Annotated in this window: 12 protein-coding genes; 11 read left to right on the forward strand and 1 reads right to left on the reverse strand. The window is 60.4% G+C overall.

From position 1 onward, the window contains the following. The first annotated feature begins 342 nt into the window (after nucleotides 1-342). Nucleotides 343-2,121, forward strand: coding sequence for a glycosyltransferase (locus tag AAFO90_RS17390; protein WP_347510175.1), 1,779 nt, complete (start codon nucleotides 343-345; stop codon nucleotides 2,119-2,121). 28 nt (nucleotides 2,122-2,149) lie between these two features. On the opposite strand, the gene AAFO90_RS17395 is transcribed toward AAFO90_RS17390, so the two are convergent. Next, nucleotides 2,150-2,800, reverse strand: a complete 651-nt coding sequence (locus AAFO90_RS17395; RefSeq protein ID WP_065273565.1) for a GntR family transcriptional regulator — start codon at nucleotides 2,798-2,800, stop codon at nucleotides 2,150-2,152. Nucleotides 2,801-2,944: 144 nt separating this feature from the next. On the opposite strand from AAFO90_RS17395, the gene AAFO90_RS17400 reads away from it, so the two are divergent. From AAFO90_RS17400 to AAFO90_RS17445, 10 genes are all read left to right on the forward strand, one after another. After that, nucleotides 2,945-3,589 carry a pyrimidine 5'-nucleotidase gene (locus AAFO90_RS17400; protein ID WP_274832740.1) on the forward strand — a complete coding sequence of 215 codons (645 nt, stop codon included), beginning with the start codon at nucleotides 2,945-2,947 and terminating at the stop codon, nucleotides 3,587-3,589. Nucleotides 3,590-3,793: 204 nt separating this feature from the next. Continuing rightward, complete coding sequence (locus tag AAFO90_RS17405) at nucleotides 3,794-4,042, forward strand: hypothetical protein (RefSeq protein WP_274829657.1); 249 nt, start codon at nucleotides 3,794-3,796, stop codon at nucleotides 4,040-4,042. A gap of 74 nt (nucleotides 4,043-4,116) precedes the next feature. Further along, on the forward strand, nucleotides 4,117-5,313 hold the full coding sequence (locus AAFO90_RS17410; RefSeq protein WP_347510176.1) for a UbiH/UbiF family hydroxylase: 1,197 nt from the start codon (nucleotides 4,117-4,119) through the stop codon (nucleotides 5,311-5,313). A 647-nt stretch (nucleotides 5,314-5,960) separates the two neighbouring features. Further along, nucleotides 5,961-6,971 carry an AraC family transcriptional regulator ligand-binding domain-containing protein gene (locus AAFO90_RS17415; protein WP_347510177.1) on the forward strand — a complete coding sequence of 337 codons (1,011 nt, stop codon included), beginning with the start codon at nucleotides 5,961-5,963 and terminating at the stop codon, nucleotides 6,969-6,971. A gap of 171 nt (nucleotides 6,972-7,142) precedes the next feature. After that, entirely contained in the window at nucleotides 7,143-7,301 is a 159-nt protein-coding gene (locus tag AAFO90_RS17420) for a hypothetical protein (RefSeq protein ID WP_347510178.1), read from the forward strand. Nucleotides 7,302-7,514: 213 nt separating this feature from the next. After that, on the forward strand, nucleotides 7,515-8,216 hold the full coding sequence (gene queC / locus AAFO90_RS17425) for a 7-cyano-7-deazaguanine synthase QueC (RefSeq protein WP_347510179.1): 702 nt from the start codon (nucleotides 7,515-7,517) through the stop codon (nucleotides 8,214-8,216). After that, a complete protein-coding gene (queD, locus tag AAFO90_RS17430; RefSeq protein ID WP_274828430.1) occupies nucleotides 8,216-8,569 on the forward strand; it encodes a 6-carboxytetrahydropterin synthase QueD in 354 nt (117 codons plus the stop codon). Before queC ends, queD begins: the two co-directional genes overlap by 1 nt. Then, entirely contained in the window at nucleotides 8,566-9,273 is a 708-nt protein-coding gene (gene queE / locus AAFO90_RS17435) for a 7-carboxy-7-deazaguanine synthase QueE (protein ID WP_347510180.1), read from the forward strand. Before queD ends, queE begins: the two co-directional genes overlap by 4 nt. A gap of 16 nt (nucleotides 9,274-9,289) precedes the next feature. Then, on the forward strand, nucleotides 9,290-9,754 hold the full coding sequence (gene queF / locus AAFO90_RS17440; protein WP_347510181.1) for a preQ(1) synthase: 465 nt from the start codon (nucleotides 9,290-9,292) through the stop codon (nucleotides 9,752-9,754). 292 nt (nucleotides 9,755-10,046) lie between these two features. Next, nucleotides 10,047-10,403, forward strand: a complete 357-nt coding sequence (locus tag AAFO90_RS17445; protein ID WP_347510182.1) for a hypothetical protein — start codon at nucleotides 10,047-10,049, stop codon at nucleotides 10,401-10,403. The last annotated feature ends 148 nt before the right edge of the window (nucleotides 10,404-10,551 follow it).

Genomic DNA, 10,551 nt, shown 5'->3' on the forward strand with positions numbered 1-10,551 from the left:
AAGACCCCCGGAAAAACCCCAAGCTCAGCACTGTTAACCGCCCATTAACCATGGGCGGCAACCGTAGCCCCACATTCCATCTGGGGTTGACTTGACATGGGCAAACACACACAGGGATTGCGACCTCCGGCAAGCGCGCTCATCCGGGCGCATCAGGCGCAGGTTCATCTCACCGCGCGTCAGAACCAAAAAGGTAGGAACCATTCCGCTTTCGGCCCGACTCCGGCAAGGATCAATCCGCGCCAGCCGCCAGCGCCCAGCGCCGGACCACCGGCGGACGCAGCTATTCGTGCGCTAACCCTGCGGCAGCATGGAAAATCCCCGCCAGACAGCCTGCAGTCCATGTTGCCAAGAACCACGCGATCCTTTGAAAAAAGCGCGCGAACGTCCCAGGGGAACAAAGCCTCTGACCCAGATTTTTTTCGCTATGTCGAGCTGGCAAAAGCCCGCCCTGACCCAAACCTTCTGCACAAAATGCCCCCGGCCTTCTGGCTGCGAAACTCTGCCGTGCCCTGGATGCGGCTGGGGGATTCCATCGTTGTGGCCATGGCCGATCTCAGCCAGGCCGACCGGGTTCAGGCACAACTGCGCAATGCCTTTGGCACAGTGATCCCGGTTCTTGCCCGCAAGGTGCAGGTGCAGGACCTTCTGACGCGCACCCTTCGGCACCGAATGGTCCGGAATGCTAGCGTCAGCGTGCCGTCCGAGATGAGCAGCCGCTTCCTCGCCCATGGCAGGCTCCATATGGCAATGGCGGTGTGGATTGGGATGGTGCTGAGCCTGACCATTCTGGTTCCGATGTTCGTTTTCAACGCCTTCAGCGCGCTGGCCCTTGCGCTGCTCCTGCTGTTTACTGGCTTTCGGGTGATCGGTCTCGCAGGCTTTCTTGAAGAGCGTTACCGCCCGCCCCTGCCCCACCGCAGCCTTTTGCGACCGGATCAATTGCCCCGCATCTCGGTCCTGGTGCCCTTGTTCCGTGAGGCAAAGATCAGCGGCGCGCTTTTGCACCGGCTCCGGAAACTGCGGTATCCGCGCCACCTTATGGAGGTTATCCTGGTGCTGGAAGAGGATGACGCCATCACCCTGCGGGCGGTGCAAAAGGCCCGGCTGCCCCATTGGATCCGGGTGATCAGGGTGCCCGCCTATGCGGACCTGAAGACCAAGCCCCGGGCGCTGAACTACGCGCTGAACCACTGCCAGGGTGAAATCATCGGCGTCTGGGATGCCGAGGATGCGCCGCAGCCCGATCAGCTGCACCGGGTGGCTGCGGCCTTTGCCCATGCTCCTCCTGAACTGGCCTGTGTGCAAGGTGTCCTTGATTATTACAATCCTCGCGCCAGCTGGATCGCGCGCTGCTTTACGCTGGAATACGCCAGCTGGTTCCGCATTATCCTGCATGGGATTGCACGCATGGGGCTGGTCGTTCCGCTTGGCGGCACCACCATGTTCATCCGGCGCGACATTCTGGACCGGGTTGGCGGCTGGGACGCCCACAATGTGACCGAGGATGCCGACCTGGGCGTGCGCCTGTTCCGAGCGGGCTATCGCACCAAGATGCTGGCCTCCACCACCTATGAAGAGGCCAATTGTCGCCCCTGGCCCTGGATCAAGCAGAGATCACGCTGGCTCAAAGGTTTCATGGTAACCTATTGCGTCCACATGCGATCCCCGGCGCAGCTTCTTCGGGATCTTGGCTGGTGGCGGTTCATCGGCTTCCAGATCTTCTTTCTGTGCTCTGTCGGGCAATTTCTGCTCGCGCCATTCCTGTGGAGCTTCTGGCTCGTCGCCTTGGGGCTGCCTCATCCCAGCGCAGACACGGTTCCCGAAGGCTGGCTGGCGCTCGCCGTCGCAAGCATCGTAATTTTTGAGCTCCTGAACCAGATAACGGCTGTTGTCGCAGCCTTTGTGACCCGTCGGCGATGGCTGGCCCTGTGGGCACCTTGCCTTCTGTTCTATTATCCTATGGGAGTCGTCGCCGCCTACAAGGGCCTCTATGAATTGGTTTTTCATCCGTTTTTCTGGGACAAGACCGATCACGGGATCCACGCGCCGGACGATTATTATGACCCACAGACACGGAGCGCAGAACAGGCCGAGGCCTGCAGCAGCGCACAAAGTTGACCTGCCTGCAAGAGTCGCAACCTGACTCTCAGCCTTTGCTGCGGTCGCCAGCATCCTGTTTCAGACGGGTCATGAAGGCGATAGAAATGTGATCTTTCAGGGCATCTGCCGCAGCATCCGCATCGCGCCTGCTGATCGCATCCACGATACCCTTATGCTCGGATTGCGCGATCTTGCCGCGTCCCTTGGCCGCCAGCGAGGTGGTTGCCATCAGCGCCATTGTCCGGTGCACCAGATTGAGCTGCTGGACCAGATAGCGGTTGTGCGAGGCAAGGTGGATCTGTTCGTGAAAGCGCCGGTTCGCCTTGGCCAGCTCGGTCGGATCATCGACCAGCTGATCATCGGCCTTCACCATCTCCTGCAGGACACGGATCTCTTCTTCGGTGGCGTGCTGGGCTGCCAACCGCGCGGCCAGACCTTCCAGTTCGCGCCGCACCACATAGAGCTCGGCCATCTGGTTATGATCCAGCGAGGCCACGATCAGCGACCTGCCGTCCCGCTCCAGCAGCGATTGTGTCTCAAGCCGTTGCAGGGCCTCACGGATCGGCGTGCGGGAGACGCCAAAGCGTTCGGCCAGATCACTTTCCACCAGTCGGTCGCCGGGCCGGTAGACGCCTACGTCGATGGCCTCAAGGATCAGCGCATAGGCGTCTTTCTGGGTGCTGCGGTGCTGGTTCATGGTCTTTCCGTTGGATTTCATCCGGTCTTTTCTACAGTGCGGCCCCGGCCAATCAAGCCTCTTGCTCAATTTGCGCCGAAATCACGCAGGCCAGAAAAGCCGCGCTGCATTGCAAAACAGCCGCATCCAACTTAATCGAAGGGCATGGTCAAATCACATTTCTCTCATGTCCGTCACTGGGTCTTCGACCTCGACAACACGCTTTACCCGCCCTCGGCGCGGCTGTTCGATCAAATCGAGGTCAAGATGACCGATTATGTGATGGCCGAACTGGGCGTGGATCACGCCGAGGCCGACCGTCTGCGCAAACACTACTGGCGTGAACATGGCACCACCCTGGCCGGGCTGATGCAAGAGCACGGCATCGATCCCGATCCCTATCTGGTTGCGGTGCACGACATTTCCTTTGCGCCGCTGGACCCGGATGCCGAGCTTGCCGCCCGGATCAGGGATCTACCGGGGCGGCGGATCGTCTATACCAACGGTAGCGCCCCCTACGCCGAGCGGGTTCTCGAAGCGCGCGGTCTGGCTGGGCTGTTTGACGGGATCTATGGCGTCGAACACGCCGATTACCGGCCAAAACCCGAACGGCAGGCATTCGACACCGTGTTTGCCAAGGCGGGCATTGCGCCACAAAGCGCTGCCATGTTCGAGGATGATCCCCGCAATCTGGCTGCACCGCACGCCATGGGCATGCGCACCGTCCATGTCGCGCCAGCCCCGCATGACGGCGATCACATCCATCACCATACTGATGATCTGACAGGGTTCCTGAGCCGCCTGTTGTAGAACCGGCACCGCTCCCCCGTACCCTTATCAACTAAATGGCTGCACCGGTTCGTCCGGCGCGGCAGAATGGCTGCTGAACCGCGGTAAATTTCGGCTCAGCTGAGCGGTTTTCCACGCGTAAGCAGACTGCGACGAAATCTCGCCTGCAATAGTCACCTTTCCTGACCTAGATGAAGCCGCAGTAATACATACAGGAAACGCGATATGACTGCTTATACCCTCCCCGAACGCCTGTCTCTCTGGCAGCGGCTGCTGTTTGCCATCCCCCTTCTGGGCCGGATCTGCAAAGAGGTCGCCTATGGCGCCAAAGACAACATCTATTACGCGCTTGGCACCTTCGTCAGCCTCTGGGGTTGCTCGGTCGTCATGTTCGGCGTTCCCGGTCTTTATATACCAGCCCTGTGCCTTGTACCGGTGATGTTCACGCTCTTGATCCTGATCACGCGCGGATAAGGACCATATGCCGCTTGTCATTCCTCTGCCTTGAGGCATATCTCAGGGCAGACGGACGATGAAAGGCGGCAGCCATGGACCAGACCTGTGACATCCTGATTTCCGGCGGCGGCATCGCCGGACTGACAGCCGCCGCCACTTTTGGCTCTGCCGGGTTCCGGGTGATCTGCGTTGACCCGGCCCCCCCGATTACCGAGCGGGACGTCGATGGCTCCGACCTGCGCACCACCGCAGTCCTGCAGCCCGCCCGCGAGTTGCTGGAGCGTTGTGGCCTTTGGGCCCGACTTGCCGATCACGCCGCCCCCCTCCAGATCATGCGCATCGTCGATGCTGGCGGAGAGCACCCCGAACCGCGGGTGGTGCGGGATTTCAACGCCGCCGATATCTCGGACCAGCCCTTTGGCTGGAACCTGCCCAACTGGCTGTTGCGCCGGGAGATGGTCGCAGCGCTGGCTGATCTGCCGAATGTAGATTTCCGCCCCGGCGTTGGCACCACGCAGCTGTTCACCCGCCTGAACGAAGCTCGCGTGACCCTGACCGACGGCAGCCAGCAAAAGGCGAAACTGGTTCTTGCTTGCGACGGGCGCAATTCCCCGATGCGCGAGGCCGCAGGCATTCCGGTCAAGACCACCCGATACGGGCAAAAGGCGTTGGCCTTTGCGGTGACCCATCCGTTCCCACATGAAAACGTCTCGACCGAAATCCACCGCTCGGGCGGGCCATTCACCCTGGTCCCCCTGCCCGACTATCAAGGCTTGCCGTCCTCAGCCGTAGTCTGGATGGAACGCGGTCCGCGGGCGAGCGAGTTGCTGCAGATGGAGACGGCAGAGTTCGAGGCCGCGATGACCCGGCGCAGCTGTGGCTTGCTGGGTGATCTGACGCTGGCCTCCCGCCGGACCATCTGGCCGATCATCAGCCAGTCGGCTGAGCGGCTGAACGGCGAGCGGTTGGCGCTGATGGCAGAGGCGGCCCACGTGGTGCCGCCAATCGGCGCCCAAGGGCTGAACATGTCGTTGAGCGATTTGCGCTGTCTGCTGGAACTGGCCGAGGCCCGCCCCGAGGAATTGGGCGATGCTGCGATGCTGGAGGCCTACAACAAGGCCCGCCACAAGGACATCATGCTGCGCGTCAAAGGCATCGACCTGTTGAACCGCACCTCGATGCTGGCACCGCGCCCGCTGCGCGATCTACGTGCCTTTGGCCTCAATGCGCTCTATTCAATGGCGCCGGTGCGCCGGACCCTGATGCAGATGGGCCTTGGCGTAAAATAACCAGGCAAAGAGCTTCGGGCGCATCATGTTGGATGCCGCGCCTGCCATAGTTGGCGGGCCTTTCCCGTTGCGGCTGACGTCGCAGTGCCGTGCTGCCATGTTGCAGGCGTCTGAGAGCGCTTCGGATGTGGCGTGATTTCCATTTACTCAGCGAGCCTCCGTCTGGCTGGGTTCTGTGGGCACCACGGCATGTCGCTATCGCGATCGGCCTGGACGGCGCCCTGCCCACGACCTTGCTTCATGATCGCACCGCCGAACTCCCCCCAAAGGTGTACCGATCCGTTTTCACTCACGCGCGCGTGAGTTTTGCAAACAAGTTAATAAGTTGCTGAAAAGCATTAAATTTTCTCTCTCCAACTTGTGAAGTGAGCGGAGCAGAAAAGAATCACATTGACATTTACGTACCGATCAGTACACCCTTTAGATCATTGACTGATCAGTTAGCTCATGGGTTATCAGGGAGGAGGCGCATCATGACGGACCAGCCCCTAATTGCAGGCGCTGCCACCGCCCCAAAGCGCGTCAGGCGCCCAAATGGAGCCGACAGGCGCAACAACGACGCCCGTGGTGGCGCCAAGGACACCCCGAAGTCTCTATCCCTAAATCAAAAGATAAATTATCTTCGTTTCCCAAACAGGGAGAGTCGAATGCCAAGTGTAACAACAACATTTGTGGCGACGATGGCCAATGCCGCTGGTCTGACGATGTCGGACGACGGTGCTTTGCTCTCTGAAGGGGAAGTTGTTTATCGCTTTCGGCCGGGCGCGGATGGGATCATGCCCGAGGCCGAGTATTTCAACGCTCTGGACTGGATACGGAGCACCCAGGAAGATGAGGTCGCTCTCATTTCCACTTACGCAGAGACCATCCAGCTGGACGATCTCGGAGTACTGGGGCTTGCGATCAAGACGGCACCTGATCTACGCAGCTCCATGCGGCTTATCGAGCGCTATTTCCGGCTCATGACCGACACTGTCGATTATCTTTTTGATGACACTCAGGACCCTGCTCGGCTGATCATCGAAGAGCGTTCTGTCACTCATCCGGTCCTGCAATTTCGCAATGAATGCGCATTGGCCAGCTTTGCTCACAAGATCCGCTGCCTGTTGGGACAAGATATCCAGTTTTCCTATGCATCCTTTCGTCACCCCTGCCGAGGCACGCCTGAACGCTATGCCGAGTATTTTGGCTGCGAGGTTCACTTTGAAGCAGACCGGGACGCCCTCGCCCTGCCCTCCACCGCGCTGGATCTGCCGGTCCGGCTCGGAGACAAGGCGGTGTCCGACTTCCTGATCCGGCATCTGGATGAGGAAATGTGTGCCTTGCACAAGAACCCACCGCTGATGACCGATCTGATGCGCCACCTGTCACAGGCCCTGAAACATGGCTTGCCGCAAGCGGGCGATATCGCGCGCGCAATGGGGATGAGCGAACGCACTCTCTACCGCCGCCTGTCCGAAGAGGGGCTGACTTATCGAGAGGCCCTGAAACAGGCCCAAACCCAACTTGCCCATGAACTGCTGACCACAAGCGACTTCTCGATCGCCGAGATCGCATTCCTCACCGGTTTTTCCGAACAAAGCACTTTCAGCCGCGCCTTCAAACGCTGGGTTGGCCAGGCACCTGCCCAATACCGGCAAGCCGCAGCGACCCAATAACTGCAGGGTGAACACCCGGTTTGGCAGATAGGGTCATATGGCTGGCAGAACCTGCCAAGACCCCCGTACCCGGAACGCCGTACAAAACATGTAACGATACCTTGAGTGCACACTGCGCCAGACGGCCAGTGCGTCTTTAAAACTATTCAGCCCAGGAAGTGGAAACCGCAAATGAAAGAAATGACTTCTCTTCTTGCACTGGCACTGGCCGCTGCCATGGCGGCCGGTCTTGTGCTGCTTCCCATCACCATGCCCCGGTCCTCCGGCGTCTATGGCGGCCAGTTTCAGGGGCAGCTCGCCTTTTCTGCTCCCTCGCAACAGACCTGGTAGCGCACGCCCTTAGCCGTAACGTTAACCCAATTGCCCCGATTACTCCCCCGAATGTAGATTTCTGGCTATCACGGCCAACCTTGCGCATTCCGCCCGCTGTTCACATCCTTTTTCGGGTTGGCAACAGCCGTATTGCCTCCCCCGCGCCGCGCTGATAGGCAGCGCCACGAAATCCGGTCGCAGCCTACCCGGATACCAAAACAAGGGCCCAACATGAAAACACTTGTCATCTGCTCAGGCGGACTCGATTCCGTGTCGCTTGCGCATATCGTCGCCGAAGAGCGCCAGCTCACCCGGCTCGTTTCCTTCGACTATGGCCAGCGCCATCGCAAGGAACTGGATTTTGCCGCTGCCGCCGCGCAGCGTCTCAACGTCCCTCACCATCTGATCGACATGCGCCCCATCGGCGCCGCGCTGACCGGCTCGGCGCTCACCGACGACATCGACGTCCCCGACGGTCATTATGCCGAAGAAACGATGCGCATAACCGTCGTGCCAAACCGCAACGCCATCATGCTCGCCATCGGGTTCGGCGTTGCCGCCGCCAACGGGGATGAGGCTGTCGCCACCGCCGTACATGGCGGCGATCACTTCATCTATCCAGATTGCCGTCCCGGGTTCACCCGGGCGTTCGAGACCATGCAGAGGGCCGCGCTAGACGGCTATGCCGACGTGGATCTCTACACGCCCTTTGTGGAACGTAGCAAAGCCGACATCGTCGCCGATGGCGCCCGCCACGGCACCCCCTTTGCCGAGACCTGGTCCTGCTACAAGGGCGGCAATCTGCATTGCGGGCGCTGCGGCACCTGTGTTGAGCGCCGCGAGGCCTTCCACCTCGCCGGGGTCGCGGATCCGACAGCCTATGCCGACCCGGACTACTGGCTCTCCGCCATTGCCGGAAAGGAGGGGCACTGATGTTTCGCATCCGCAAGGAGTTTCATTTCTCCGCCTCGCATCAGCTTTCACATCTGCCGGACGACCACCAATGCGCGCGCCTGCATGGGCACAATTACATCGTTGTGGTGGAACTGGCTGCCAAGGCGCTGAACGCGGATGGGTTCGTGCGCGATTACCACGACCTGAAACCGCTCAAGACCTACATCGACGAGACCTTCGATCACCGGCACCTGAACGATGTGCTGGATGTGCCCTCGACGGCTGAAAACATGGCCCGCCATTTCCACGACTGGTGCGCCGCCCGCTGGCCTGAAACCAGCGCGGTTCTAGTGAGTGAGACGCCAAAAACCTGGGCTGAATACCGACCATGACCCTGCGTATTGCCGAGATTTTCGGCCCCACCATCCAGGGCGAAGGCGCCCTGATCGGTGAGCCGACCGTATTCGTACGCGCAGGGGGCTGCGACTATCGCTGCAGCTGGTGCGACAGCCTGCACGCGGTGGACAGTGCCTATCGCCACACCTGGACACCGATGAGTGACGCGGAGATCTGGGACGAGGTTTTTCGCCTGTCAGGCGGGCAGGCCCTGACCGTCTCGCTCAGCGGCGGCAACCCCGCGATCCAGGATTTCGGCCCACTGATCGCGCGCGGCCGGGCGGCGGGCTACCGGTTCGCCTGCGAAACGCAAGGATCGGTGCCCCGGCCCTGGTTCGGCGACCTTGATACGCTGGTGCTGTCCCCGAAACCGCCCTCAAGCGGTGAGAGCGTCGACTGGGCAGCCTTTGCCGCCTGCGTGAAAGCCGGGCAGACTGCCCGCCAGATGGTGATGAAGATCGTCATCTTTGACGAGGCCGATTATGATTGGGCAAAGGACGCCCATGCGCGCCACCCCGACCTGCCAATTTACCTGCAACCGGGCAATCCCGATGTAGACCCGGAATCCCCTGTGGATCCCCAGGATCTTGCGGACCGGCTGGAATGGCTGACCGAACGCGCCATGACAGATGGCTGGTTCACCCCCCGTATCCTGCCGCAACTGCATGTCCTGATCTGGGGCAACAAGCGCGGCGTCTGACCGATTGGAGTTTTCCATGACAAACGATATCTACAGCAATCTCAAACAGCTGGGTGGCGAAACCCGTATTCCCGCTAGCCCCGAAGAGGCGGAACTGGAGCGGGTGCCCAACCCGCAGGTCGATGTGGACTACAACGTGCGTTTCACCGCGCCGGAATTCACTTCGCTCTGCCCGATGACCGGACAGCCGGATTTTGCCCATCTGGTGATCGACTATGTGCCCGGCGACTGGCTGGTGGAATCAAAATCGCTGAAGCTGTTTCTGACCTCCTTTCGCAATCACGGTGCCTTTCACGAGGATTGCACAATCTCCATCGCACGTCGTCTGGTGGATTTTCTTGACCCCAGATGGCTGCGCATCGGCGGCTACTGGTATCCGCGTGGCGGCATTCCGATTGATGTCTTCTGGCAAACCGGCCCACTGCCTGAGAGCGTGTGGATCCCGGACCAAGGCGTGCCGCCCTATCGCGGACGGGGTTAATCGCTTGATGCGTGGCAATGAAGGATTTTCGCAGGATCTCTTTTTGGGACGTCGCTTTCCCTGAGCATTTCTATTTTGGACGGATACCCTTTCTTGACCCCGATTGCTGGGATGCGAAGGTCGAGCGCCTGCTGCAGGGTGTCATGAAGGGGGCCGCAAACTTGGCGTTCAGACCCTGCATGAGGCCCGTGTCACCCCGGCCCGGCGGGACCGTGAACACTGGGTTCCAGAAACCACCGCGGGCGGTATTCGGGCACGGACCATCGTCAACGCGGCCGGAAACTGGGCCGGGTTGCGCACCTTTGCACCGGACCAGGCGCCCCCGATCGGATATGATGACACCCCAGAGGGTGTTTTCTGGCTCGCCGGATTTGGGGGGTTGGTATCCAAACCTCTCCTGTCGTGGACCAACTGGCTGCTGCGCTACTCACCCAATCACCGCTCCCCTTCCCCATCCGGTCGGCATTGGGGTGCCTCCCCCCCCCAAGGAAACCGCCAACGCGGCACCGACATTGTGAACAATGGCCTCTACATCGGCCGACAGGCCTGGAACCGGTTGCGTTACGTGAAGGATCCGCAAACTGGCGAGCGCACCTTGCGCCTGAATCCGGACGTGCAATCCGAAGCTTTTGATATTTTGAGTAATTAGTGTTTCTTGCAGAGGCAGGATTTGACCATTGGCGAACACAGGCAGCCTTATCATGGCGGCATTCGCAACGCCAAACCGCAAGGTGGGACACGGATGCACGCGGGGCGAGATGAAATCTGAAAGGTCGCAGGGCCAGCTCGTGCAATAG

The sequence above is a fragment of the Phaeobacter sp. CAU 1743 genome (assembly GCF_039839315.1).
Taxonomy (GTDB): Bacteria; Pseudomonadota; Alphaproteobacteria; order Rhodobacterales; family Rhodobacteraceae; genus Phycobacter; species Phycobacter gallaeciensis_A.

Excerpts from the sequence above, each read along its gene's own strand:
- queD (WP_274828430.1), top strand. The coding sequence starts at position 8,216 with ATGTTTCGCATCCGCAAGGAGTTTCATTTCTCCGCCTCGCATCAGCTT.
- AAFO90_RS17420 (WP_347510178.1), top strand. The coding sequence starts at position 7,143 with ATGAAAGAAATGACTTCTCTTCTTGCACTGGCACTGGCCGCTGCCATG.
- queE (WP_347510180.1), top strand. The coding sequence starts at position 8,566 with ATGACCCTGCGTATTGCCGAGATTTTCGGCCCCACCATCCAGGGCGAA.
- queF (WP_347510181.1), top strand. The coding sequence starts at position 9,290 with ATGACAAACGATATCTACAGCAATCTCAAACAGCTGGGTGGCGAAACC.
- AAFO90_RS17395 (WP_065273565.1), bottom strand. The coding sequence starts at position 2,800 with ATGAACCAGCACCGCAGCACCCAGAAAGACGCCTATGCGCTGATCCTT.
- queC (WP_347510179.1), top strand. The coding sequence starts at position 7,515 with ATGAAAACACTTGTCATCTGCTCAGGCGGACTCGATTCCGTGTCGCTT.
- AAFO90_RS17405 (WP_274829657.1), top strand. The coding sequence starts at position 3,794 with ATGACTGCTTATACCCTCCCCGAACGCCTGTCTCTCTGGCAGCGGCTG.
- AAFO90_RS17390 (WP_347510175.1), top strand. The coding sequence starts at position 343 with ATGTTGCCAAGAACCACGCGATCCTTTGAAAAAAGCGCGCGAACGTCC.
- AAFO90_RS17400 (WP_274832740.1), top strand. The coding sequence starts at position 2,945 with ATGGTCAAATCACATTTCTCTCATGTCCGTCACTGGGTCTTCGACCTC.
- AAFO90_RS17410 (WP_347510176.1), top strand. The coding sequence starts at position 4,117 with ATGGACCAGACCTGTGACATCCTGATTTCCGGCGGCGGCATCGCCGGA.
- AAFO90_RS17415 (WP_347510177.1), top strand. The coding sequence starts at position 5,961 with ATGCCAAGTGTAACAACAACATTTGTGGCGACGATGGCCAATGCCGCT.